Origin of the sequence: Pseudomonas germanica (genome assembly GCF_019614655.1) — a bacterium.
GTDB lineage: Bacteria > Pseudomonadota > Gammaproteobacteria > Pseudomonadales > Pseudomonadaceae > Aquipseudomonas > Aquipseudomonas neuropathica.
On record NZ_CP071586.1, the window covers coordinates 796,813 to 820,183 of the forward strand.

The 23,371-nt window shown below is 60.3% G+C and carries 21 protein-coding genes and 1 riboswitch; of the genes, 15 read left to right on the forward strand and 6 right to left on the reverse strand.

The annotated features are described in order from the left end of the window. Positions 1–121: 121 nt before the first annotated feature. The 7 genes from msbA (at position 122) to J0G10_RS03495 (ending at position 8,401) form a co-directional block, all read left to right on the forward strand. A complete protein-coding gene (msbA, locus tag J0G10_RS03465; RefSeq protein WP_095047262.1) occupies positions 122–1,948 on the forward strand; it encodes a lipid A export permease/ATP-binding protein MsbA in 1,827 nt (608 codons plus the stop codon). Beyond that, entirely contained in the window at positions 1,942–2,838 is an 897-nt protein-coding gene (locus J0G10_RS03470) for a GNAT family N-acetyltransferase (RefSeq protein ID WP_095125337.1), read from the forward strand. The genes msbA and J0G10_RS03470 overlap by 7 nt, the downstream gene beginning before the upstream one ends. A 4-nt stretch (positions 2,839–2,842) precedes the next feature. Next, a complete protein-coding gene (locus J0G10_RS03475) occupies positions 2,843–4,243 on the forward strand; it encodes a PIG-L deacetylase family protein (protein WP_220557452.1) in 1,401 nt (466 codons plus the stop codon). Positions 4,244–4,307: 64 nt separating this feature from the next. Next, a complete protein-coding gene (hldE, locus tag J0G10_RS03480; protein ID WP_220557454.1) occupies positions 4,308–5,729 on the forward strand; it encodes a bifunctional D-glycero-beta-D-manno-heptose-7-phosphate kinase/D-glycero-beta-D-manno-heptose 1-phosphate adenylyltransferase HldE in 1,422 nt (473 codons plus the stop codon). Between the two features lie 130 nt (positions 5,730–5,859). Beyond that, positions 5,860–6,834, forward strand: a complete 975-nt coding sequence (locus tag J0G10_RS03485; RefSeq protein ID WP_220557456.1) for a glycosyltransferase family protein — start codon at positions 5,860–5,862, stop codon at positions 6,832–6,834. Further along, on the forward strand, positions 6,835–7,542 hold the full coding sequence (locus J0G10_RS03490; RefSeq protein ID WP_220557458.1) for a hypothetical protein: 708 nt from the start codon (positions 6,835–6,837) through the stop codon (positions 7,540–7,542). Between the two features lie 58 nt (positions 7,543–7,600). Further along, complete coding sequence (locus J0G10_RS03495) at positions 7,601–8,401, forward strand: hypothetical protein (protein WP_095047268.1); 801 nt, start codon at positions 7,601–7,603, stop codon at positions 8,399–8,401. Positions 8,402–8,405: 4 nt separating this feature from the next. Here J0G10_RS03495 and J0G10_RS03500 read toward each other — a convergent pair whose 3' ends face one another. From J0G10_RS03500 to J0G10_RS03515, 4 genes are all read right to left on the reverse strand, one after another. Then, complete coding sequence (locus tag J0G10_RS03500) at positions 8,406–9,368, reverse strand: metal ABC transporter ATPase (RefSeq protein ID WP_095047269.1); 963 nt, start codon at positions 9,366–9,368, stop codon at positions 8,406–8,408. A gap of 31 nt (positions 9,369–9,399) precedes the next feature. Beyond that, positions 9,400–10,212 (reverse strand): aldo/keto reductase, encoded by an 813-nt coding sequence (locus tag J0G10_RS03505; RefSeq protein WP_095047270.1) that lies wholly within the window; start codon positions 10,210–10,212, stop codon positions 9,400–9,402. Beyond that, positions 10,209–11,384, reverse strand: a complete 1,176-nt coding sequence (locus tag J0G10_RS03510; RefSeq protein ID WP_095047271.1) for an NAD(P)/FAD-dependent oxidoreductase — start codon at positions 11,382–11,384, stop codon at positions 10,209–10,211. The genes J0G10_RS03505 and J0G10_RS03510 overlap by 4 nt, the downstream gene beginning before the upstream one ends. Before the next feature lie 202 nt (positions 11,385–11,586). Continuing rightward, positions 11,587–11,919 carry a DMT family transporter gene (locus J0G10_RS03515; protein WP_016985677.1) on the reverse strand — a complete coding sequence of 111 codons (333 nt, stop codon included), beginning with the start codon at positions 11,917–11,919 and terminating at the stop codon, positions 11,587–11,589. Positions 11,920–12,029: 110 nt separating this feature from the next. Between J0G10_RS03515 and J0G10_RS03520 the strand changes: the two genes are divergently transcribed. Both J0G10_RS03520 and waaA read left to right on the forward strand, forming a co-directional pair. Further along, the gene (locus tag J0G10_RS03520; RefSeq protein ID WP_093430146.1) at positions 12,030–12,926 is read left to right on the forward strand and encodes a LysR family transcriptional regulator; all 897 of its coding nucleotides are present in this window, start codon (positions 12,030–12,032) and stop codon (positions 12,924–12,926) included. 11 nt (positions 12,927–12,937) lie between these two features. Continuing rightward, a complete protein-coding gene (waaA, locus tag J0G10_RS03525) occupies positions 12,938–14,212 on the forward strand; it encodes a lipid IV(A) 3-deoxy-D-manno-octulosonic acid transferase (protein ID WP_095126150.1) in 1,275 nt (424 codons plus the stop codon). Between the two features lie 91 nt (positions 14,213–14,303). Here waaA and J0G10_RS03530 read toward each other — a convergent pair whose 3' ends face one another. Further along, the gene (locus J0G10_RS03530) at positions 14,304–15,737 is read right to left on the reverse strand and encodes a TolC family outer membrane protein (protein WP_093430148.1); all 1,434 of its coding nucleotides are present in this window, start codon (positions 15,735–15,737) and stop codon (positions 14,304–14,306) included. A gap of 206 nt (positions 15,738–15,943) precedes the next feature. Beyond that, a riboswitch (TPP riboswitch) is annotated at positions 15,944–16,049 on the forward strand. A 146-nt stretch (positions 16,050–16,195) separates the two neighbouring features. Between J0G10_RS03530 and thiC the strand changes: the two genes are divergently transcribed. Beyond that, a complete protein-coding gene (thiC, locus tag J0G10_RS03535; protein WP_095047273.1) occupies positions 16,196–18,088 on the forward strand; it encodes a phosphomethylpyrimidine synthase ThiC in 1,893 nt (630 codons plus the stop codon). A 130-nt stretch (positions 18,089–18,218) separates the two neighbouring features. Next, positions 18,219–19,511 (forward strand): putative hydroxymethylpyrimidine transporter CytX, encoded by a 1,293-nt coding sequence (cytX, locus tag J0G10_RS03540; RefSeq protein ID WP_016985682.1) that lies wholly within the window; start codon positions 18,219–18,221, stop codon positions 19,509–19,511. On the opposite strand, the gene J0G10_RS03545 is transcribed toward cytX, so the two are convergent. Continuing rightward, positions 19,480–20,226, reverse strand: coding sequence for an RsiV family protein (locus J0G10_RS03545; protein ID WP_095047275.1), 747 nt, complete (start codon positions 20,224–20,226; stop codon positions 19,480–19,482). The two genes, cytX and J0G10_RS03545, sit on opposite strands and share 32 nt — an antisense overlap. Positions 20,227–20,454: 228 nt before the next feature. Between J0G10_RS03545 and J0G10_RS03550 the strand changes: the two genes are divergently transcribed. The 4 genes from J0G10_RS03550 (at position 20,455) to J0G10_RS03565 (ending at position 23,327) form a co-directional block, all read left to right on the forward strand. After that, entirely contained in the window at positions 20,455–21,072 is a 618-nt protein-coding gene (locus J0G10_RS03550) for an NUDIX domain-containing protein (RefSeq protein WP_093430152.1), read from the forward strand. Next, positions 21,063–21,515 (forward strand): DUF1249 domain-containing protein, encoded by a 453-nt coding sequence (locus J0G10_RS03555; RefSeq protein ID WP_034151669.1) that lies wholly within the window; start codon positions 21,063–21,065, stop codon positions 21,513–21,515. Before J0G10_RS03550 ends, J0G10_RS03555 begins: the two co-directional genes overlap by 10 nt. Positions 21,516–21,614: 99 nt before the next feature. Beyond that, entirely contained in the window at positions 21,615–22,430 is an 816-nt protein-coding gene (cpdA, locus tag J0G10_RS03560; protein WP_220557460.1) for a 3',5'-cyclic-AMP phosphodiesterase, read from the forward strand. 288 nt (positions 22,431–22,718) lie between these two features. Continuing rightward, positions 22,719–23,327 (forward strand): YqiA/YcfP family alpha/beta fold hydrolase, encoded by a 609-nt coding sequence (locus J0G10_RS03565; protein WP_095047277.1) that lies wholly within the window; start codon positions 22,719–22,721, stop codon positions 23,325–23,327. Positions 23,328–23,371 lie beyond the last annotated feature (44 nt).

Here is a 23,371-nt window from a genome sequence, read left to right on the forward strand (position 1 = left end):
GGCTCCCCATCATTAGCGGGGTATCTTAACCGACTTGGTCGAAAGCTGGTTCGAAGTCATGTTTATCGGGGCAAAAACGCGTGTGATATCATCGGCGCCTCACTGAATTGCGCGGATCACCATGAGCAGTCCTGAACCGAAAGCCCAGTCCACGCTGGCGATCTATTTCCGCCTTTTGGCTTACGTGCGGCCTTATGCCGGCCTTTTCCTTCTCAGCATCGTCGGGTTTCTGATTTTCGCATCGACTCAACCGATGCTCGCCTACATCCTCAAGTACTTTGTCGACGGTCTGGCCAATCCTGAAGCCAGTCTGTTCCCGGGCAACCCTTATCTGGGCAAGCTGCAGTTGCTCGAAACAGTGCCACTGATGATCGTCTTCATCGCGTTGTGGCAGGGCGTGGGTTCTTACCTGGGCAACTTCTTCCTGGCGCGGGTTTCTCTGGGCCTGGTGCATGACCTGCGGGTGGTGTTGTTCAATAAATTGCTGGAGTTGCCCAATCGCTTCTTCGACAAGAACAATTCCGGCCACCTGATTTCCCGGATCACCTTCAACGTGACCATGGTCACCGGCGCGGCAACGGATGCAATCAAAGTCGTCATCCGTGAAGGCATGACCGTGATTTTCCTGTTCTGCACACTGTTGTGGATGAACTGGAAGCTCACGCTGGTGATGGTCGCCATCCTGCCGTTGATCGGTTTGATGGTGAACAGCACCAGCAAAAAATTCCGCAAGCAAAGCAAGAAGATCCAGGTCTCGATGGGCAACGTCACGCACGTCGCGTCCGAGACCATTCACGGCTATCGCGTCGTGCGCAGTTTTGGCGGCGAGCAGTACGAAAAGGATCGCTTTCGCGATGCCAGCCAGAGCAACACCGACAAGCAGTTGACGATGACCAAGACCGGCGCCGTTTACACGCCGATGCTGCAGCTGGTGACTTACAGCGCCATGGCGGTGGTCATGTTCCTCGTCCTGTACCTTCGCGGCGATGCATCGCCGGGTGATCTGGTGGCCTACATCACCATGGCTGGCTTGTTGCCCAAGCCGATCCGTCAGTTGTCGGAGGTCAGCTCGACGATTCAGAAGGGTGTCGCCGGTGCCGAAAGTATTTTCGAGCAACTGGATGAGCCGGCGGAAGTGGATCAGGGCACGGTCGAGCAAGATCGTCTCGAAGGCCGTCTGGAAGTGCGCAATCTGAGCTTCCACTATCCTGACACCGACAAAGCGGTGCTCAATGACATCAGTTTCGTCGTCGAACCGGGGCAAATGGTTGCCTTGGTCGGCCGCTCGGGCAGTGGCAAATCGACCCTGGCCAGCCTGATTCCGCGCTTTTATCAGCATGATGATGCGCAGGGCCAGATCTTGCTCGATGGCGTGCAGGTGCAGGACTTCACCTTGCGCAGCCTGCGTCGGCAGATTGCTCTGGTGACCCAACAGGTCACGCTATTCAACGATACGGTGACCAACAACATCGCCTACGGTGATCTGGCCGGTGCGCCGTTCGATGAGGTCAAGCGCGCGGCTACCGAAGCCTATGCCGATGAGTTCATCATCAAGATGCCGCAAGGCTACGAAACCATGGTCGGCGAAAACGGTGTGCTGCTGTCCGGCGGCCAGCGTCAGCGCATCGCCATTGCCCGGGCGTTGCTCAAGGATGCACCGCTGCTGATTCTCGACGAGGCCACTTCCGCGCTCGATACCGAGTCGGAGCGGCATATCCAGGCTGCCCTGGATCATGTGGTGAAAAACCGCACGACCCTGGTGATCGCCCACCGTTTGAGCACCATCGAGAAAGCCGACCTGATTCTGGTCATGGACGAAGGTCGCATCGTCGAGCGCGGCTCTCACGCACAATTGCTCGAGCAGAACGGCTATTACGCCCGTCTGCACGCCAAAGAGTTTGAAGAGGGTGACGAGCCTCAGCCGGCACACGCGACCGACGTATGCTGACGATGTTTCGCAGCTTTCGCGAGCGTGGCTGGACCGAAATCGACCGGGACAGCTACGCCCGTGCCTGGCAACGTTTCGGCGGCAGTTTTGCTACACACCCCGAAGTCGTCGAGCGCTTGTCAACGTTCCTTGGCATCGAGTTGCGCTACTTGGGCTGGGTCATTGGCGGTGATGTGCTGGCCGCCATCCCTTGCTGGGGGCGGCATGTTGCCTTGTCCAAGGAAGTGCTCAAGCGCGAGGGCAAGCGTGGCTTGCTGGACATGGGCAATGCGGAAATCATTCTGCCGATCGCGCCAGACGTCATCGTGCCGGTGCGCCAGCGCGTGGCTTATGTGTCCCAGCTCAATGCCGGGCAGATCAGCACGCTGAAGCCACAGCCTGAGGGCCTGGCGCTGGCCCGGTTGCCGGAAGAATATTCGAAGAAGTTCCGCTATAACCAGCGTCGCGAACAGCGCCTGCTGGAAGAGGCGGGTGGATCGCTGGTGCCGATGTCCGACTTTACGCCGCAGGAACAGGCTGCCGCTTACGGCGATCTGTTTCAGCGGCGCTGGGGCTTCGAGGTGCCGGGCAAGGCCGGGCTGGTTGAGGTCTTTACCTTGCTGCGCGAGTTCATGACCGGTTCGGTGGTGATGCTCGAATCGGCGCCCGTCGCCATTCAGGTGCTCTATCGCGTCGAGGCCCCGCAATGGGTTTCGCTGGAATACATCAACGGTGGTGTCGACCCGCAGAGCCGCGAGTTCAGCCCCGGCAGTGTGCTGAGTTTCGTCAACACCCAAGAGGCCTGGGCGCACGCGCAAGCGCTGGGCAAACCTCTGCGTTATTCATTCGGTCGTGCCGACCGAGAGTACAAGGATCGCTGGTGCCACACGGTGCCGGTCTACAAGGTCTGAATTCATGAGCGCTCGCAAGCAACAGCTTCTCAAGGCCCATCGGCGCAACAAGCGTCTGTTCCTGATCGCCTTTGTGCTGGCGCTGTTGCTGATCGGCGTGCTGATCGCGTGGTGGCTGGTGCCGCTGTTGCTGGTGCTGGCCTGGGTCGTTCACGAGGCCTGGTTTGCCGACCATTTGTTCTACCGGCCTACCGACGACTATCAATACGTCTTTCCGCCGCAAACCGCGCGGCAGGCCGTGAGTCTTGAGGGCGGCGTGGTAGGCCTGAGCGAACCGCTGGCGCAGGGCGAGACATTGGTACTCGAACTCGAAGTGAAGTCCTCCTGGCTGGGGCGCTGGCTCGATCCCTATGTTGAGGTGGGCGATGATCGTCAGGATCTGGAGCGGGGCGTCAGAGGGCGGCGTTTCCTTAATCTGTCGGGGCAGGTCGATGCGCTGGCGCAAGGGACTCTGACGCTGCGTGGCCGATATTGCGTACCTGCTGCGACGGGCGTGTTGTGGGTCATGGCCAATCCGGACTACAGCCGCCAGCGGGTCATGGTCATCGCGCCCCATGCCGATGATGCAGAGCTCGCCGCCTTCGGTCTGTACAGTCGATGCGAAGACGTCAGCATCGTCACCCTGACCCAGGGTGAGATCGAGGCTGAAGACTTTCAGCGGCTGGGCCTTGATCAAGCCGCAGCCGCTCGATTGAAGGGCCGCTTGCGCAGTTGGGACAGCCTGGTGATTCCGCTGTGGGGGGGCGTGCCTGCCGAGCGTTGTGTGCAATTGGGCTATTACTGCCTGCAACTGCCGTCGATGGTCGAAGCGCCGACCCAGGCGTTCGGCTCCCGGGAATCGCAGGAAAACGATATTCGCAGTGTGCGCCAGCATAACCCGTTGACCCTGCCCGCCGACGTTGACGGGCAGCCGACCTGGCAAAACCTGCTGGGTGATCTGACGGCCCTGCTTGAGCACTATCGCCCGGAAGTGGTCGTTACACCGCATCCTGAACTCGATCCCCACAGTGATCATATAGCGTCGACCCAAGCGTTGCTTGAGGCTATCGAACGCAGTAGCTGGAAACCGGCGACCCTGCTGCTGTACGCCAATCACCTGCACGACAATGATCGCTGGCCCATGGGGCCTGCCGGTGCGGGTGTTCCGCTGCCTCCCGCCATCGAGCCGCTACCGGCTGATCGCCTGTGGAGTCCGCTGCTGTCGGCCGACGTGCAACTGGACAAAGCCATGGCGCTGGCCATGGAGCACGATCTGCAGGGCGGACAGGCGTTCAAACGGCAATTGCGCCGCAGGATCCAGCAGGCTCTGGCCGGCCGTCGCTGGCCTGAAACGGGCAGTAACGAGTTTTTCCGCAAGGCGGTCCGGCGTCACGAGTTGTTCTGGGTGCGCGACCTTTCAGATTGAGGCGGACGGCGCTTTACCCTGTGTTAATATCGCGCCCCTGTTCATTTTGTATGTGGGTTGCTCCATGAAGTTGTCCATGCCGCGTTTCGATCAAGCCCCGGTCTTGGTAGTCGGCGATGTCATGCTCGACCGTTACTGGCATGGCGGAACCTCACGGATTTCCCCTGAGGCGCCGGTGCCGGTCGTTAAGGTCGAGCAGATCGAAGACCGTCCGGGCGGTGCCGCGAACGTTGCCTTGAACATTGCCGCGCTGGGTGCGCCGGCGTCGCTGGTTGGTGTGACCGGCGATGACGAAGCCGCCGACAGCCTGAGCAACAGTCTCAAAGGCGCGGGCGTACGCGCTCTGTTCCAGCGCATCGCGCACCAGCCAACCATCGTCAAGCTGCGGGTCATGAGCCGGCACCAGCAACTGCTGCGTATCGACTTTGAAGAACCGTTCGCCACCGACGCTCTGGCCCTTGGTTCGCAGGTCGACGACCTGCTCGAAGGCATCAAGGTGCTGGTGCTCTCCGATTACGGCAAAGGCGCCCTGAAAAACCATCAGGCGCTGATCCAGGCCGCCCGCGCGAAGAACATTCCGGTGCTGGCCGATCCAAAGGGCAAGGACTTCTCGATTTATCGCGGCGCCAGCCTGATCACCCCCAATCTCAGCGAATTCGAAGCCATCGTCGGCGGTTGCGTCGATGAGCATGAGCTGGTGAGCAAGGGCGCCGCCCTGATGCACGACCTCGAACTCGGTGCGCTGTTGGTGACACGCGGCGAACACGGCATGACCCTGTTGCGTCCGGATCAGCCAGCGCTGCACCTGCCGGCCCGTGCCCGTGAAGTGTTCGATGTCACCGGTGCCGGTGACACGGTGATCTCCACCCTGGCGGCAGCGATTGCCGCCGGTGAAGACCTGCCCCACGCCGTTGCGCTGGCCAACCTGGCCGCCGGCATCGTGGTCGGCAAACTCGGTACGGCCGCCATCAGCGCCCCGGAACTGCGTCGCGCCATTCAGCGCGAGGAGGGTTCTGAACGGGGTGTCCTGGGTCTGGAGCAGTTGCTGCTCGCCGTGGCCGATGCCCGTGCGCACAACGAGAAGATCGTCTTCACCAACGGCTGCTTCGACATCCTCCATGCCGGCCATGTGACCTACCTGGAGCAGGCGCGGGCACAGGGCGAACGGCTGATTGTCGCGGTCAACGATGATGCTTCGGTCAGCCGTCTCAAAGGCCCGGGCCGCCCGATCAACAGTGTTGACCGACGCATGGCGGTTCTCGCCGGCCTCGGCGCTGTGGACTGGGTGATCAGTTTCCCTGAAGGCACCCCGGAGAACCTGCTGCGCGAGGTCAAACCGGACGTGCTGGTCAAGGGCGGCGATTACGGCATCGATCAGGTAGTCGGCGCTGATATCGTCACTGCTTATGGCGGTACCGTAAAGGTGCTGGGACTGGTGGAAAACAGCTCGACAACTGCGATTGTCGAGAAGATCCGCAGTCATTGATCAGATGAATTTTTACCGTTGTGTACTGCGTGTGAACGGATTTTGCCTTGGGGATTTTACCGTTTCCGTTGATGTAGGCAGCTTTGAATCCGATGCGCTTGCCTGCCTACGTCGCGTGGTCAATTAACCTATGAAAGTCATGCTCCTGGTGATGGACGAGCAGCGGGTCATTCTCGACCGGCTCTACGACATCGTGCAGCAGAACTGTGATGAGTGTTTCATCTATCGTTTGAGCAAAAAACAGCAGTTGAATCTGGGGTCGTTTCTGGCCTCGGTCGATTACCAGACTTTCGATCGCGTGGTGATTTTCTCCCGGGTCAAACGCCTGGCAACGCAACTGCAGGTGCTCAAATGCATCCCCGGGCTGGTCTTCCTTGAACACGACGCCTACCAGAACTACATGCCAGCGAGTAAATACCGCGGCGTGTATTCACGGCTCTACCGTCGCCTGCCGAGTTGCCGGGCGCTGGTGTCCGGTGCCGTGGTCGCGCGCAAGATGCTCGCTGAAGGCATCGACACGGTGTTTGTCTCCAAAGGTTATGACGAGCAGATGCTGCACAATACCGGCGTCGAGCGGGACATTCCCATCGGTTTTCTTGGCAGCTTGAAAAGCACCGAATATGCCGAGCGCAAAGCCATGCTCGAGTCACTCTCGCAGCGAACCGGGATGCTGGTGACCCGTACCAAGTCGGGTGCGGAATACCTGCAGATGCTCAATCGCATCAGGATTTTCGTCAGCGCCGACATCGGCATGAACGAGTTCATGATCAAGAACTATGAGGCCATGGCCTGCGGTTGTGTGCTGCTGGCCTGGAGTCAGGGCGAAGAAGACCGTCTGCTCGGCTTTGAAGACATGCACAACACCGTGTTCTACCGCAGCGAAGATGAAGCGGTGGAAAAGATCCAGTTGCTGCAGAGCGACCCGGAACTGGCAGAGCGCATCGCCCGCAATGGCCAGGAGTTCGCGCAAAGCCGTTATTCCTTTGCCCGTGTCGGTCAGGCACTGGCTACGGAAATCCAGCGTGAGATGCGCCCATGGCAGCCACCCTCGGCGTTCACGCGATTCTGGGTGAAGCTGCGTTACGGGATGAAGGTGCCAGTCTGAATGAAGGATCATCTATCGTCGCAACCCGGCGAGCACATGGCGCTGGATGCGCTGCCCGGTGGTGATCAGTCCGTACTGGGGGCGTTACCGACAGAACTTCTCGACTGTCTGAGCCGTGCGCCTCGGGTGGTGCTGATTGCCAACAACCCGGCCATCACCGCGGCGGACTTTCAGGCGTTGAACATTGGCGCCGATGACGTCGTCGTCAGCTTCAATACCTGCATCAAAGCGGCGCTGCTCAACAAGCAGAGCGTCAATGTCTTTGTGCATGGCTACAACGCGCCGGACGCGTATTTTTTTGGTCTGCCTTACGCGCCGCCGGTACAGCAGATGTTCGAACAGGCGAGCGAACGTTGTTTCAGCATGCTGGTGGGCTGCGCCGCACCAATGTGTCCACTGCCACGCGTGGCCATGTATTGGGATCGCATTCCACTGCCGCCACTGTGGAACTACCCGGTCGATCGCCCGGGTGGCAAGCGCTACGTTGGGCCTTCTACCGGTTTCAACACGCTGGTGGTGTTCGACTGGTTGCGCGCTCATGTCGGTTATAACTATCAGCTCATGACCCTGGGGTTTTCCAACGAAGCAGGAAAACTGTGGGGCGGCCATGCCTGGGACTATGAGCGTGACTGGCTGCAAAAGTCGGACATCATTGTGGTGCCCCTGCAACCTCGTCGCTGGTGGCAAAAGCTGTTTCGGCAGAAGTAAGCGACATCGTCTGTCCGGTTGCCAGCAGGCCCGAACTACTTTCAAAAGGTGCTGTTGAGTGTTGAAAATTGCCGTGGCTTTTTTCGGGATCCCGAGAAATTCGCCGATCTGTTTCCCCTCCATCGAGCAGAATGTGCTGGCGCAGTTGCCTGCGGGCAGCGATGTAAAGTGCTTCTACCATCTGTACAAGATCGATGAGGTGCAAAACACGCGATCCGGTGAGAAAGGCGAACTGAAGGCGGACAACTACCAGCCATTCGAATCGATGACCGGCACACTCACCTCGACCGAGGGCGTGCTGGAGCGCTGGGATTTCGAACAGGTCAAAGCACAGGGCGATACCTGGGCAGATGACTTTGCGTCATTGCGCAATTTGATCTTTCAGCTCAACTCATTGCATACCGTGACCAGCATGATCGAGCCGTTCAATCCGGATTTCGTTGTGTTCGTGCGCCCGGACAATTTCTTTCACAGCGCATTGCCTGCCTATGTCTTCGCTCACCCCGAGGCTCGCAAGCACAACGCTTATATTCCCGACTGGCAGTGGTGGGGCGGGTTGAACGATCGCTTTGCGGTGTGCGGGCGCGATACTTATGTCGCGTACGGCAAGCGCATCGAGTGTATTTTCGACTTCTGCAAGGCAACAGGCCGAAAGCTGCATTCCGAACGCTTGCTTAAATATGCCCTGCAGCAGGTCGATGCCAAAATCTGCACGCTGCCGACGCAGGCATCGCGGGTACGCATTACCGGTGCATTTGCCGAGGAATCGTTCTCGCCCAAGCGTGGCATGGGCAAGCGCGAAAACCGCTACTTTCATTTCTTCGCCGGGTTGCGTACCTGGTGGGACCGTCGCCGCTAAACCGTTATTTACCGGTTTTCTTGCCCAGACCGACCAGTCGCAGCGCCTTGATACTCAGTTGCTTGAGTCCCTGACGCGGGGCCTTCGCCGGTTGCAGGCCCTGCTGCACCAACCAGTCCTTCCAGCGAATCCTCTCTTCGCGCACAACCCAGCCGGATTGTGTGGCAAAGCTCTCGGCCAGATAAAGACCCCGGGTGCTGGCCGGTACCAGTTTGTCGCGCTTGAGCGTGTACAACTCTGCCAGTGGCGCGCCGTCCTTGAGTGGCATCAAGTACAGGTCGGGCCGTTTGCGGTCGAGTCGGGCCACCAGTTGATCACCCTCCAGGCGTTCGTCGACGTGGAACAGGCTCAGGGACTTGGCTTCCTTGGGCACATCCAGACGCAAGTCGTAGATCAATTGCAGCGATGCGGTCGGCAGATGCACGTAGGCCCGTGGGCGTTCGAGCAATTGCAGATTGGCGCTACGTATCGGTCGCGCTGAGCCGGACAACGGGGTCAGGCGAAACGGCAGCGCTTCGCGATAATGCAGTGCAGCGGAGTAGGGCGCCGGCAGCCAGGTGTCGTTGAAACGTCCGCCGAGCCAGCCTTCCGGTGTTTCCAGCAAGCACTCTTCGGCAATTTCCTGAATGGCCGTGTGTAGCGGAATATTCAGTTCATGCGCCGGCACGTAACCGGAAATCAATTTGAGCACGACGTCGCCACGATCCTGACGGCGCTGGCGCACCAGCACCCAGTAATCGCGATTCTGCCAATGCAGGGTCAGGCGCACCGAGACCCCGAGGTTGGCCAGTTCCAGCGAGAAGCGCTCGGTGTCAGCCACGCTCACCGGTTTGCGCCGCTGCAAGGTCTGCGCAAAGTTCAGCGGCATGCCGACGCTCTGGTAGGTCAGACCTTCGGGGGTGGCTTCGACGTACAACGGCAGGGTCTTGAAGTTGCTCGGGTTCTTTCTGATGAGCGTGCGCGGCATATCGGCTCCTGCTTAAGGCCGCGAAGCGGCGTCAGTGACCACGTAGGACCTGGGCAACGGTCGCAACGTTGTGGGCGAGGTGCAGCGGATTGATCGTCCCGACAATAGCACTGGCCACGCCAGGTTGCGCGAACAGCAATTCGAAGCTGGCGCGCACCGGATCCACGCCCGGACTCAAACAGACGTGACCGCTGGCCAAGGCTTTTTTCACCAGAATGGCTTTGCCGTGGGCAGCAGCATAGTCAATGACAGCTTTCTCGTTTTGTTCGTTCAGATTGTAGGTGACCATCGCGCAGTCGCCTTGCTCCAGTGCTTTCAAGCCACCTTCGACGGTTTTTCCGGAGAAGCCGAAGCCGCGAATCTTGCCTTCGGCCTTGAGCGCCGCGAGTGTCGCGTAAACCTCTTCGTGCTCGAGGATCGCCATGTCGTTGCCGTCGGAATGCACCAGCACCAGGTCGATAAAATCGGTTTCAAGACGTTGCAGGCTACGCTCCACCGACATCCGTGTGTGTGCTGCGCTGAAATCGTGTTGCGAGAGGCCATCGGCAAACTCTTCGCCGACCTTGCTGACGATCACCCAGTCTTGCCGCTGGCCGCGTAGCAGCGGACCAAGGCGTTCTTCGCTGCGTCCATAAGCCGGAGCGGTGTCGATCAGGTTGATGCCCAGATCGCGGGCCTGACGCAGCAGCATGCGCGCTTCGTCGTCGCCGGGGATCTGAAAACCGTTGGGATATTTCACCCCTTGGTCGCGGCCAAGTTTGACCGTACCCAGGCCCAGTGGCGAAACCATCAGGCCGGTGCTGCCCAACGGTCGATGAAGGTCGTGCAGGTTGGCAATGGTCATGGCAGCAGTTGCTCCCAGGCTGGAACGCCCAGCGGTGGTTTTGGCAGCGCGGGCAATGGTTCGGTGGCTTGTGGCTGGATGCCGTCGCGCTCCAGGGCGGCGATGACCCGGTCAGCGAAGTCCGGCGCCAGCGCCAGTTTGGTCGGCCAGCCGACCAGCAAGCTGCCTTGCTCGGCAAGGAAGGCGTTGTCCGGGCGCGTCAGCCCGGTTTGCAGTGGCTCGGCACGGTCAACCCGCAGGGTCGCCCATTGCGTAGTGCTGAGGTCGATCCACGGCAACAACTGGGCGATCTCTTTCTGCGCGGTGGCAATCTGCTCGGCCGGCTCGCGGTTCACACCTTCGCTTTCGGCGATGTCGCCGCCCATATACCAGACCCACTGGCCGTCAGCGGCCGGATGTGTGGTCACAGTGATGCGCGGTTTGGTGCCGCCGCCCAGGCAGTGGGCGTACAGCGGCTTCAGACCTGGGCCTTTGGCGATGATCATGTGCAGCGGGCGGCGTTGCATGGCCGGCTGGTTCAAACCGAGGTCTTCGAGCAGTTGGGCAGTACCGGCACCGGCACTGAGGACAATACGCTGCGCGCGAATCTCGCGACCGTCGACTCGCAAACCAACCAGCACGCCCGCTTCCAGCAGTGGCTCGATGGTTTGTCCGGCGAGCAGGCCATCGCCGGCCAGATCGGCCAGGCGCTGGATCAGGCTCGGCACGTCGACTACCAGCTCGGCAAGGCGATAGACCTTGCCCTTGAAGCGTTTGTCTTGCAGGGCCGGCGGCAGTTGCTCGCCCTTGACCTGGTCGACCCGGCCGCGCACGGCCTTACTGGCGAAGAAACTGGTGAGGTTGCCCGCCAGAGTACCCGGCGACCACAGGTAATGGGCCTCGGACAGCAGGCGCACGCCGGACAGATCCAGCTCGCCACTGCCGGCCAGCGCTTCACGCCAGCGGCGTGGCATGTCGGCGATGGCTTCCGAGGCGCCAGTCAGCGCGCCGTGCAACGCGTACTTGGCGCCGCCGTGGATGATGCCTTGGGACTTCACACTCTGCCCGCCGCCGAGGCTGGCACTTTCCACCAGCACGGTCGAAAAACCCTGGCGGCGCAGACGCGCATTCAGCCAGAGGCCGGCGACACCAGCGCCGACAATCAGAACGTCGGTGGAAATAACGGATGGCATGCAGCGACCTCAGTGTTCAAGACGAGGGCGCAGTATACAGACTCGGGAAAGGGGCGGATTTGTCGATGATCAACAGGTTGAACATAGGGGCCAATGTGGGAGCGAGCCTGCTCGCGAAGAGGGAATGCCAGTCGACATATGTGTTGCCTGATACACCGCTTTCGCGAGCAGGCTCGCTCCCACAGGGGATTGTGTCTGGCAGTTAATGGCCGGCAGTCTTGGAGAACAGCTGAATCACGACGACGCCCAGCACGATCAACGCCATCCCGAGCATCGCCGGGATATCCAGTTTTTGCCCGTAGATGAACAGCGCCGCCACGCTGACCATCACAATGCCCATGCCGGCCCAGACCGCGTAGGCCACGCCAACCGGAACGGTACGCACCACCAGCGTCAGCATCCAGAACGCGATCGCGTAGCCGACGATGACCAGCACCAATGGCAGTGGCGTGCTGAAACCTTTGACCGCTTTCATCGACACGGTGGCGATCACTTCGGCGCAGATGGCAATGGCCAGGTAGGCGTAGGCGTTCATGGTTCAAATCCTCAATGTGAAACGTTGCTTGCTGAGGCGGCATTCTAGTGATTCGCCAGATGGGGTAAAGTCATTACCTATCTGTTACAGAGATGGGTTGGTGAATCAGCATGCAGTGGAATCTGGATCAACTGCGGGTGTTTGTCGACGTCGCCGAACACCGCTCGTTTTCCGCCGTGGCGCGCCAGCAGCGTAAAGCGCAGTCGGCGATCAGCAGCGCGATTGCCATGCTCGAAGATGACTTGGGCGTCAGCCTGTTCGAGCGTAGCAGCGGCCGTCAGCCAACGCTCACCGAGGCGGGCGAAGCGCTGTTGGAAGAGGCACGTGAAGTCCTGCGTCAATGCGAGCGCCTAAACGGTCGGGCGATGGCGATGCTGCGCGGCCAGGAAGCACAACTGCGCGTGGCGCAGGATGAGGCGATGCCCTATCAGGCGCTGGTGGAAAGTTTCGGTGAACTGGCCGAGCAGTTCCCTAGCCTGGAAGTGCAATTGACCAGCGCCGCGCAAGGCGAAGTCGCGCGCAAGCTGGTCGAGCGTCGTGCCGACCTCGGCCTGTTGTTCTATCACGATGAAATCCCCGAAGCACTGGAACGCCGCGTACTGGGCAGTGTGGAAATGGTCACGGTCTGCGGCATCAATCATCCGCTGGCGAAGCAGTCTTACGTGACCTGCCAGCAACTGGCGCAGCACCGGCAATTGTTGATGTCGACGCAAACCAGTGTCTATCCCGGCAACGAGCCGGCCAGCCCGCAGGTATGGCGCGCCGACAGTTTTTACGTGATGTCCGAATGGCTGGTGCGCGACCTCGGCTGGGCCTGGTTGCCCCGGCATGTGGTGCAGTACTCCGCGTATCAGGGCTTGATGGTCGAACTCGACAGCGAATGGACCCCGCCGGCACTGGTGGTGGAACTGGTCTGGCGCCGCGACGAACCGCTCGGCCCGGCCGCGCGCTGGCTGGCCGAACGTTTTGCCGTGCACTTGCGGGCGATCGGCGACAAAAGTCGATAAACTCCGCCGCCATGAATAGAACTCTCTACACCGCGCTGTTTTACCTGGGGCTGCCATTGGTGGCGATTCGGCTATGGCTGCGTGCGCGCAAGGCGCCGGCGTATGCCAGGCGGATTGGCGAACGTTTCTCCTACGGCATGCCGACGCTGCAACCCGGCGGCATCTGGGTGCACGCGGTGTCGGTGGGCGAAAGCATTGCTGCGGCGCCGATGATCCGCGCCTTGCTACAACGTTATCCACAACTGCCGATCACCGTGACCTGCATGACCCCGACCGGTTCGGAGCGGATTCAGGCGCTGTTCGCCAATGAGCCGCGCATCCAGCATTGTTATCTGCCGTACGACTTGCCGTGTGCGGCGGCGCGCTTTCTTGATCGCGTTCAGCCCAAGCTCGCGGTGATCATGGAAACCGAGCTGTGGCCCAATCACATTCATCAGTGCGCCAAGCGCGGAATTGCGGTGGCATTGGCCAATGGACGCTTGTCCGAGCGTTCCGCCAAAGGGTATGGCCGCTTCGGCAAACTGACCGCGCCGATGCTCGCCGAAATGAGTTTGTTCGCCGTGCAGACCGAAGCCGAAGCCCAGCGCTTCCGCGATCTCGGTGCGCGCCCGGAAACCGTTGAGGTCACCGGCTCGATCAAGTTCGACCTGACCATCGATCCGCAACTGCTGCAACGTGCAGCTGACTTGCGTGGCCAGTGGCAGGCGCTGGAGCGTCCGGTGTGGATTGCCGCCAGCACCCATGAAGGCGAGGACGAAGTGATCCTCGACGCCCATCGCCGCTTGCTGACCAATCACCCGGATGCGTTGCTGATTCTGGTGCCGCGTCACCCGGAACGTTTCAACTCGGTGTTCGAACTGTGCCAGCGCGAAGGCTTTACCACGGTGCGGCGTTCGACCGGCTCAAATGTCGATGCGCAGACGAGCGTGCTGCTCGGCGACACCATGGGCGAGTTGCTGTTTCTCTATGCCTTGGCGGACAGCGCGTTTGTCGGTGGCAGCCTGGTGGCCAATGGTGGGCACAATCTGCTGGAGCCGGCAGCCTTGGCCAAACCGGTGATCAGCGGCCCGCACCTGTTCAACTTCCTCGACATCGCCGCGCAATTGCGCGAAGCCGGAGCGTTGGCCGAGGTCGATGATGCCGAAGGGCTGGCGGTGGAAGTGCAGCGCCTGTTTGAGCTGCCGCGTGATGCGCAGCGTATGGCCGACGCCGGGCTGGCGGTGATGCGCCGCAATCAGGGCGCGTTGCAGCGTTTGCTGGATGGTTTGGGCCGACTGATCAAGTAAAGCAAAAAAGATCGCAGCCTTCGGCTGCTCCTAAATTGGAATACGTTTCCTGTAGGAGCTGCCGAAGGCTGCGATCTTTTGTTTTTAAGGCTTAAGGCCGGGCCTTCAGCTGTGCTTCGGCCGCCTTGGCCAGATCCGGTGGGAGGAAATCCTTGTCCGGGTTGTAGTCGGCTTTCAGATAACGCCGCAGATCTTCCAGATCCCCCGGATTCAACGTTCCCGCCGCCTGCTTCAAGCGCAGGTTGTCGAGGATGTAGTCATAACGCGTGTTGTTGTAGTTGCGCACCGAGGTGTACAGCTGGCGCTGCGCATCGAGCACGTCGACGATGTTGCGCGTACCGACCTGATAACCGATTTCCGTGGCTTCCACTGCGCTCTGGTTGGAGATGATCGACTGGCGACGCGCCTGCACTTGCTCGACGTCGGTGTTCACCGCGCGATGCAGGTTGCGGGTGTTCTCGACGATTTGCCGGCGCAGGGATTCGCGCTGTTGTTCGCTCTGATTCAGTTGCTCATACGACTGGCGCACTTGCGAGCTGGTCAGTCCGCCGCTGTAGATCGGGATGTTCAATTGCAGGCCGACCGTGCTCTGTTCGACGTTGTCGCGATATGGCACACCGAAAGCGTTCGGGTTGGAAAAGCCGAGGGCGTCGTTGTCACCCTTTTCGTATTTGGCCACGGCATCGAGGGTCGGCAAGTGGCCGGCCTTGCGCTGCTTGAGGGTCTGCTCGGCGGAGCTGACGGCGAAGTTGCTCGCCAGCAGATTGAGGTTCTGTTTCGCCGCAGTATCGACCCACGCCTTGGCGTCGTTCGGCGCCGGCGGCAGGATCGGCAACGTGTGGACGATGCCCTGAATCGAGTTGTACTGGCGGTTGGTCAGGGTGATCAGCGCTTCGAAGGCATCATCGACCTGACGCTGGGCAACGATGCGGTTGGCCCGTGCGGTGTCGTAGCTGGCTTGCGATTGCAGCACGTCGGTCTTATCCGACAGGCCGACATCGAAGCGTTCGTTGGACTGGTCGAGCTGGCGCTTGAACGCGGCTTCTTCAGCCTTGGTCGAGGCGAGGTTGTCCTGGCTGCGCAGCACGTTGAAATAGCTTTCGGCCGATTGCAGGATCAGGTTCTGTTCGGTCGCCGAGAGTTGCAGTGCGGCTTGTTCGTTGACGTCCTTGGCCGCTTGGTACTGGAACCAGCGATCAGCGCGGAACAACGGCTGGGCCAGAGTCGCTTGGTAGGAGTGAGCGCTGCGGTTGGCAGTGGCCGAGGGCTGATCGATTGAGGTCCGCACATTGGCCACTTCGGCACCGCCCGACAGGTTTGGCAGCAGACCGGCGCGGGCCTGTGGCACCACTTCTTTCTGTGCGCCGTACTGCGCGCGGGCGGCGGCCAGATCGGCGTTGTTGTCGACCGCCTCCTGATAGACGCTGACCAGATCGGTTTTGGTCGACAAGGGCGCTTCTGCTGCCCAGGCCATTGCGTTGGACGCACAAGACACGGCAAGAGCCAGTGAGAGTTTGCGCAGCATGAGGCGATCCCTAGCATTAATATTATGGAAGTAATCCGGGCGCCAAAGGTAAGGCGCAGGCCCCACAGCGTCAAGGCGTGGCGGGGCAAAGCGAGTGTAGTTGCGCATTTGCCTCACAACAATCGGCCAAGCCCCTGTATTTATGCCATTCATCATGGTGTTTGCTGCGGTGTTGGCGTTCTTTGCCGGTTGTGTCTAGACTGGCCGGGTTCTTGTCGGGGTGCCTTGCTATGAGGCTGAGATCGAATAATTTCGGATCCCGTTGAACCTGATCAGGTTAGCGCCTGCGTAGGGAACAAGATTTCTCGTCACCCGGCGAGTCCTCTTGTGCTTCGTCCGGGAAATTGTTCGACAATCGAACGCTCGACGACGATGCACAGCACCGGTCCTGGTGCGTCCGTGCCTTTCAGGTTCTGCTCCGACAATCCACTGCCTGGATGCTGTCTGGAGAGCCCGTGATGACGACTACAAAATCAAAAAACGCGATCAACCTGAGTGACTCGGCCAAGGTCGACGAGCAATCGGTCAAGCCGTTCACCCGTTCGCAAAAAGTCTACGTTCAGGGCTCGCGCCCGGACATCCTCGTGCCGATGCGCGAAATCACCCTCGATGTGACCCCGACCGACTTCGGCGGCGAAATCAACGCGCCGGTTACCGTTTACGATACCTCGGGGCCCTACACCGATCCGAACGTGGTGATCGACGTCCGCAAAGGCCTGGCCGATGTGCGTTCGGCGTGGATCGACGACCGTGGCGACACTGAGCGTCTGGCCGGCCTGAGTTCCAACTTCGGTCGCGAGCGCCTCGCCGATCCTGAATTGACCAAGCTGCGCTTTGCCCACGTCAACAACCCGCGCCGCGCCAAGGCCGGGGCCAACGTCACGCAAATGCACTACGCGCGTCAGGGCATCATCACGCCCGAGATGGAATTCGTCGCCATCCGCGAAAACATGAAACTTGAAGTGGCCCGCGCCGCCGGCCTGCTGGATCAGCAACACCCGGGTCACAGCTTCGGCGCCAGCGTGCCGAAAATCATCACCCCGGAATTTGTCCGTGAAGAGATCGCCCGTGGCCGCGCAATCATTCCGGCCAACATCAACCACACCGAACTGGAACCGATGATCATCGGCCGTAACTTCCTAGTGAAGATCAACGGCAACATCGGCAACAGTGCCTTGGGTTCGTCCATCGAAGAAGAAGTGGCGAAACTGACCTGGGGTATTCGCTGGGGCGCGGACAACATCATGGACTTGTCCACCGGCAAACACATTCACGAAACCCGCGAGTGGATCATCCGCAACTCGCCGGTGCCGATCGGCACGGTGCCGATCTATCAGGCGCTGGAAAAAGTCGGTGGCGCGGCCGAAGACCTGACCTGGGAGCTGTTCCGCGACACGCTGATCGAGCAGGCCGAGCAGGGCGTCGACTACTTCACCATTCACGCCGGTGTGTTGCTGCGCTACGTGCCGCTGACCGCCAAACGCGTGACCGGTATCGTTTCCCGTGGTGGTTCGATCATGGCCAAGTGGTGCCTGGCGCATCACAAGGAAAACTTCGCCTACACGCATTTCGAAGAAATCTGCGAAATCATGAAAGCCTATGACGTCAGCTTCTCGCTGGGCGATGGCTTGCGTCCGGGTTCGATTGCCGACGCCAACGATGCCGCGCAATTCGGCGAACTGGAAACCCTCGGCGAACTGACCAAGATCGCCTGGAAGCACGACGTGCAAACCATGATCGAAGGCCCGGGCCACGTGCCGATGCAGTTGATCAAAGAGAACATGGACAAGCAGTTGGAGTGCTGCGACGAGGCGCCGTTCTACACCCTCGGCCCACTGACCACCGACATTGCGCCGGGCTACGACCACATCACCTCGGGTATCGGTGCGGCAATGATCGGCTGGTTCGGTTGCGCCATGCTCTGCTACGTGACGCCTAAGGAACACCTGGGCTTGCCGAACAAGGATGACGTGAAGACCGGGATCATCACCTACAAGATCGCCGCCCACGCAGCGGACTTGGCCAAAGGACACCCGGGCGCACAGATTCGCGACAACGCCTTGAGCAAGGCGCGTTTCGAATTCCGTTGGGAAGACCAGTTCAACCTCGGTCTGGATCCGGACACCGCGCGTTCGTATCACGATGAAACCCTGCCGAAGGATTCGGCCAAGGTCGCGCATTTCTGTTCGATGTGCGGGCCGAAATTCTGCTCAATGAAGATCACTCAGGAAGTCCGCGAATACGCGGCCAACCAGCGGATCGACGCGGTCGACGTGGACATCGCCCAAGGCTTGGCGGAACAGGCCGAGCGGTTCAAGAAGGAAGGCAGTCAGCTGTACAAAAAGGTTTGACCCCGTACTGATCGTTCCCACGCTCCGCGTGGGAATGCAACCCGTGACGCTCCGCGTCCCTAGAGGCATTCCCACGCAGAGCGTGGGAACGATCACAACACAACAAAAATGTCCCTCTGAGATAACACCCTTGAGCATTCAACCCAGCACCTATTCTCCCGACCTCGCCGTACCCGCCGACAAGCGTGTATTCGGCGGTCGCGATCTGTTTTCCCTGTGGTTCTCCCTCGGCATCGGCCTGATGGTTTTGCAGACCGGCGCATTGCTCGCGCCAGGTCTGGGTCTGTCCGGTTCGTTGCTGGCGATTTTCCTCGGCACGTTGGTCGGCGTACTGTTGCTGGCCGCCGTCGGCGTGATCGGCAGCGACACCGGCCTGTCGTCGATGGCCGCGCTGAAACTCAGCCTCGGCAGCAAGGGTGCGAGCCTGCCGGCGCTGCTGAATTTGCTGCAACTGATCGGTTGGGGCTCGTTCGAAATCATCGTCATGCGCGACGCCGCCAGTCTGCTCGGCACCCGGGCGTTCAGCGAAGGTTCGTTGTGGTCGAACCCGCTGTTGTGGACACTGTTTTTCGGTGCGTTGGCGACGTTGCTCGCGGTCAGCGGCCCGCTGACTTTCGTACGGCAGATTCTGCGTAAGTGGGGCATCTGGCTGCTGCTCGCCGCGTGCCTCTGGCTGACCTGGAACCTGTTCGCCAAAGCCGATCTGGCCGATCTCTGGTCGCGTGCCGGTGACGGTTCGATGCCATTCGCCGTGGGCTTCGACATTGCTATCGCGATGCCGCTGTCGTGGCTGCCGCTGATCGCCGATTACTCGCGTTTCGGCAAGCGCGCGAAGAATGTGTTCGGTGGCACTGCGGTCGGTTTCTTCATCGGTAACTTCTGGCTGATGAGCCTTGGCGTCGCCTACACCCTGGCCTTTGCGCCAAGCGGTGAAGTCAACGCGCTGTTGCTGGCTCTTGCTGGCGCCGGTCTGGGCATTCCGCTGCTGCTGATTCTGCTCGATGAGTCGGAAAACGCCTTTGCCGACATTCACTCTGCTGCGGTATCGAGCGGGATCCTGTTGCGCCTGAAAGTCGAACATCTGGCCTTGGCCATCGGCGTGATCTGCACGCTGATCGCATTGCTGGCGCCGTTGGCGCAATACCAGAACTTCCTGCTACTGATCGGTTCGGTGTTTGCGCCGCTGTTCGGCGTGGTGCTGGTGGATCACTTCATCCTGCGCAAGCGCAGTGCTCAGGTCGCGTCAGCCGCGTTGCGCTGGCCGGCGTTGTTGGCGTGGCTGGGTGGCGTGAGCACCTACCACTTGCTGGCGAATCTGTATCCGGATGTCGGCGCAACCCTGCCGGCGCTGGTGCTGGCAGGGCTGTTGCAACTCGTGCTGGGCCGGGCCTTCAGTTACGGCCGGGAAACAGCTCGGGCTTGAGAATGCCGTTCAGACGCGGGTAAGGAATCTTCAGTTCGACGTGGCCCAGTGCGTAAGGCGCGATGGTGGTCACGTCGTACTTGAGGATCACGCCACCATAGGTCAGCGCCACGTTCGGGGTTTTCACGAACGGCCAGTTCGCCACGAACTCCGGCTCCTGATCGAGCTTGGTGCTGATCAACCAGCTGTTGTGCGCGACTTGCGCCGCTTTCCAGAATGCCTCTTCCTGACCCGGCATCAACATGTCGGACAGGTTCAGCACCTTGTGCTGCTGACGCGAATAGTTGATGAAACCCCGACCCGGTGTGCCATGCGCACCGCCAGTGTCGAGGTAGCTCGACACCTCGATGATCACCAAGCCGTCATGCTGCTCGCGTACTTTCGCTTGCAGGTAGCTGCTGTTGCGCGGCCCGGCATTGGCCAGAAACTGATCGCGGTAGACCGCCAGGGTTGGCGCCACCGGGGCGTTTTTCTCGGTGCGGGTCATTTGCAGCAGGCGTTTTTCGATAATGCCGTCCAGCGCAGGTTCGGCCGGGAAGCGCAGGGTGTCGATGTTCACCAGCGGGCAATCCGGGTTGGAACAGCCCGGTTTCAGTTGTTCCGAAGCATCGCGGGTGGTTTCCAGCGGCGTACGGTAATTGGGCTGGAACAGGCTGGCGCACGCGCCCAGAGTCAGGGCGATGGCGGCCACGGAGGCAATTTTGAAAAGCGACATGGGCGTCCTTTCGAAAGCAGGGGAAGGCAAAAAGATATCCGCTTCGACTCTCGCAGAAGCAGTCAGTTCGCCACTAAGCTAATTAGAGTGGGTTTCGCCTCCACCGTCCATCCCGCTGACGGTAAAGGGGCTGCATCAAACCGTTCGGGCGCGTTAGGATGGCGCGAAGTCGAGGTTGCCAGTCACCAACTGCAACCTCGTAATGGATCTGCAGTAAAGAGGATGCTCATGACTGATTTTGCCAACGCCATTCCGACCACCGTCGACGTCGTGCGACGCGAGCGCTGCTACGAGGGTTTTTACAAACTCGATCGTTTGCACCTGCGCCATGAATTGTTCGCCGGTGGCATGAGCCGCGAGATCAACCGTGAAGTGTTTGTGCGTCACGATGCGGTGTGCATGTTGCCCTACGATCCACAGCGCGACGAAGTAGTGTTGATCGAGCAGTTCCGCGTCGGCGCCATGGGCAAGACCGACAATCCGTGGCTGGTCGAACTGGTCGCTGGTCTGATCGACAAGGATGAACAACCGGAAGAAGTTGCTCACCGCGAGGCGCAGGAGGAAGCTGGGCTGGACATCAAGGCCCTGTGGCCGATGACCAAGTATTTCCCGTCGCCGGGCGGCAGTAACGAGTTTGTGCATTTGTATCTGGGGCGTTGCAGCACCGAAGGCGTTGGCGGCCTGCATGGCCTGGAAGAAGAGGCAGAAGATATCCGCGTCACGGTCTGGGCTTTCGAAGATGCCTTGCAGGCCGTCCGTGACGGTCGCATTGCCAACGCGGCGAGCATCATCGCCTTGCAATGGCTGGCGCTGAACCGCGCCGAAGTGAGGGGGTTATGGTCGTAAACAAGCTGCGCGATCGTTATCGAGTCGACCTCGTGGGGCTGCAAGCCGCCTGCGAGGCCAACTACGCGCGCCTGATGCGACTGGTCCCGGACATGCGCAACGAACCCGAGGCGCGGCGCATCGCCGTCACTCAGGGCGAGCAGATGCTCGGCGTATTGGCCCTCGAAGTGCTACAAACCTGCCCGTACACCACCACTTTGCAGGTGCGTCAGGAACACAGCCTGCCATGGCTGCCGGTGCCGCAGCTCGAAGTGCAGGTCTATCACGACGCACGCATGGCCGAAGTGGTCAGCGCCGAACATGCACGACGCTTTCGCGGCATCTATCCTTACCCGAACGCGGCGATGCATCAGCCGGATGAAAAGGCTCAGCTCAATCTGTTCCTGGGGGAATGGCTGAGTCACTGTCTGGCGTTGGGGCATGAGTACGAAGTCGTACGCTAGTTGTGAACTGCGTCCGGTTCGGCGGTTTCCTCTTTCACTGATCCCCCAGCATAATTGCGGCACTTGATCGATTCCGTGCTTTTGCCTTGGGAGAGCGCCTTGCCGAGCGTATCCACGTTGACCTCCGCCGATACGGCGCTGCTGGTGCAGTTGTCCGACAGCCACTTGTTCGCTGAAGCGGACGGCAAGCTGCTGGGCATGAACACTCGCGAGAGCCTGCAAAAGGTCATTGAATTGGTGCTGGGGCAGCAGCCGCAGATCGATCTGATTCTGGCCACTGGCGATATTTCGCAGGACGGCACGCTGGAGTCGTATCAGCAGTTTCGCCAGATGAGCGCGCAGATCGCTGCCCCGGCGCGCTGGATTCCCGGCAACCACGACGAACCGATGATCATGGCCCAGGCCGCAGTGCAGAGTGCCTTGCTGGAATCGGTGGTCGATATCGGTAACTGGCGGGTGACTTTGCTGGATTCGGCGGTGCCGGGTTCGGTGCCGGGGTTTCTGCAGGACGATCAATTGCAACTGCTGGTCCGCTCGCTGAGCGAAGCGCCGGAGCGCCATCATCTGGTGTGCTTCCACCATCATCCGGTGTCGATTGGTTGTGCGTGGATGGAGCCGATCGGTTTGCGCAATCCCGAGACATTTTTCGAAGTGCTGGATCGTTTTCCGCAGGTTCGTGCGGTGCTGTGGGGGCATGTGCATCAGGAGATTGACCGTGAGCGCAATGGCGTGCGGTTGATGGCTTCGCCTTCGACGTGCATTCAGTTTGAGCCGGGGAGTGTGGACTTTAAGGTGGGTGAGCAGGCGCCGGGGTATCGCTGGTTGCGGTTGTTGCCGGATGGGCGGTTGGAAACCGGGGTTGAACGTGTCACCGGTTTCGCCTTCACTGTCGATTACGGCTCCAACGGCTATTGAGCGACAAATCAAAACCCTCACCCCAGCCCTCTCCCGGAGGGAGAGGGAGCCGACCGAGGTGTCTGGCGTCATCCATCGACCTGAAAGAATGTGTCGATTATGGATTCGCTGGAGCTCGCTCAAGTCGGTGTAGCACTTGAATATCCCCCAATCAGTCCCCTCTCCCTTTGGGAGAGGGCTAGGGTGAGGGCAGCTCCTGCTGAATGACCAATTTCTCGAAACCACCCCCAATCCGCTCTTCTCTCCCTGTAAACTCCGCAAACCCAAACCGACACCCAGGGAGCTCAAATGTCCGGTTCGATCCTCTATATCCACGGTTTCAACAGCGCCCCAGCCTCGAAAAAGGCCTGTCAGCTGGTAACGGTGATGGAGCAACTGGGTTTGAGCGACAAACTGCGTGTCCCGGCCCTGCATCACCACCCGCGTGAAGCCATCGGTCAGTTGGAACAAGCGATTGCCGAACTGGGCAGCCCGCTGCTGGTGGGAAGCTCACTCGGCGGCTACTATGCGACTCACTTGGCCGAGCGCCATGGCCTGAAAGCCCTGCTGGTCAACCCTGCGGTCAGCCCGCACCGGATGTTCGACGGCTATCTGGGCCCGCAGAAAAACCTGTATACCGATGAAACCTGGGAATTGACCCACGACCACGTCACAGCCCTGGCCGAACTGGAAGTGCCGGCGCCGCAGGATGCGCAGCGTTATCAGGTGTGGTTGCAGACCGGCGATGAAACACTGGATTATCGCCTCGCCCAGCAGTATTACCGCGCCTGCGCCTTGCGTATTCAGGCCGGCGGCGACCACAGTTTTCAGGGTTTCGCCGGGCAATTACCGGCGTTGCTGAGTTTTGCCGGCATTGGCGCCGATTTGTATCAGGCCATCGATTTCTCCGCATTGTGAGCTGTGGCCCCATGAATTCTTTTTTCACCGAACATTGACGACGA

Excerpts from the sequence above, each read along its gene's own strand:
- msbA (WP_095047262.1), top strand. The coding sequence starts at position 122 with ATGAGCAGTCCTGAACCGAAAGCCCAGTCCACGCTGGCGATCTATTTC.
- J0G10_RS03470 (WP_095125337.1), top strand. The coding sequence starts at position 1,942 with ATGCTGACGATGTTTCGCAGCTTTCGCGAGCGTGGCTGGACCGAAATC.
- J0G10_RS03475 (WP_220557452.1), top strand. The coding sequence starts at position 2,843 with ATGAGCGCTCGCAAGCAACAGCTTCTCAAGGCCCATCGGCGCAACAAG.
- hldE (WP_220557454.1), top strand. The coding sequence starts at position 4,308 with ATGAAGTTGTCCATGCCGCGTTTCGATCAAGCCCCGGTCTTGGTAGTC.
- J0G10_RS03485 (WP_220557456.1), top strand. The coding sequence starts at position 5,860 with ATGAAAGTCATGCTCCTGGTGATGGACGAGCAGCGGGTCATTCTCGAC.
- J0G10_RS03490 (WP_220557458.1), top strand. The coding sequence starts at position 6,835 with ATGAAGGATCATCTATCGTCGCAACCCGGCGAGCACATGGCGCTGGAT.
- J0G10_RS03500 (WP_095047269.1), bottom strand. The coding sequence starts at position 9,368 with ATGCCGCGCACGCTCATCAGAAAGAACCCGAGCAACTTCAAGACCCTG.
- J0G10_RS03505 (WP_095047270.1), bottom strand. The coding sequence starts at position 10,212 with ATGACCATTGCCAACCTGCACGACCTTCATCGACCGTTGGGCAGCACC.
- J0G10_RS03510 (WP_095047271.1), bottom strand. The coding sequence starts at position 11,384 with ATGCCATCCGTTATTTCCACCGACGTTCTGATTGTCGGCGCTGGTGTC.
- J0G10_RS03515 (WP_016985677.1), bottom strand. The coding sequence starts at position 11,919 with ATGAACGCCTACGCCTACCTGGCCATTGCCATCTGCGCCGAAGTGATC.
- J0G10_RS03520 (WP_093430146.1), top strand. The coding sequence starts at position 12,030 with ATGCAGTGGAATCTGGATCAACTGCGGGTGTTTGTCGACGTCGCCGAA.
- waaA (WP_095126150.1), top strand. The coding sequence starts at position 12,938 with ATGAATAGAACTCTCTACACCGCGCTGTTTTACCTGGGGCTGCCATTG.
- J0G10_RS03530 (WP_093430148.1), bottom strand. The coding sequence starts at position 15,737 with ATGCTGCGCAAACTCTCACTGGCTCTTGCCGTGTCTTGTGCGTCCAAC.
- thiC (WP_095047273.1), top strand. The coding sequence starts at position 16,196 with ATGACGACTACAAAATCAAAAAACGCGATCAACCTGAGTGACTCGGCC.
- J0G10_RS03545 (WP_095047275.1), bottom strand. The coding sequence starts at position 20,226 with ATGTCGCTTTTCAAAATTGCCTCCGTGGCCGCCATCGCCCTGACTCTG.
- J0G10_RS03550 (WP_093430152.1), top strand. The coding sequence starts at position 20,455 with ATGACTGATTTTGCCAACGCCATTCCGACCACCGTCGACGTCGTGCGA.
- J0G10_RS03555 (WP_034151669.1), top strand. The coding sequence starts at position 21,063 with ATGGTCGTAAACAAGCTGCGCGATCGTTATCGAGTCGACCTCGTGGGG.
- J0G10_RS03565 (WP_095047277.1), top strand. The coding sequence starts at position 22,719 with ATGTCCGGTTCGATCCTCTATATCCACGGTTTCAACAGCGCCCCAGCC.